Origin of the sequence: Streptococcus sp. CCH5-D3 (genome assembly GCF_001556435.1) — a bacterium.
Taxonomy (GTDB): Bacteria; Bacillota; Bacilli; order Lactobacillales; family Streptococcaceae; genus Streptococcus.
Genome location: NZ_LSIW01000005.1, coordinates 1 through 228, shown reverse-complemented (window position 1 = coordinate 228; position 228 = coordinate 1). Strand labels below are relative to the sequence as shown.

Here is a 228-nt window from a genome sequence, read left to right as displayed (position 1 = left end):
CTAAAGACCCAGTTGAAGTCACAGCAGAACCAGGATCAACCGTTGCGTTGTTCGACAAAGACGGCAACAAGATTGGTGAAGCCACAGCTGATGAAAATGGTAAAGCTACAATCACACCAACGAAAGATATTCCAGAAGGTAATGTGACAGCGAAAGCGACAGATGCGGCAGGTAACACATCAGACGCAAGTGAACCAAAAGTTGCGACAGACACAACAGCTCCAGCTA

1 protein-coding gene is annotated in these 228 nt (G+C 46.9%); it reads left to right on the top strand.

The features are described from left to right. Positions 1-228, top strand: a 228-nt coding sequence (locus AX662_RS10625; protein ID WP_231728399.1) for an Ig-like domain-containing protein, incomplete at both ends; no start/stop codon positions are given.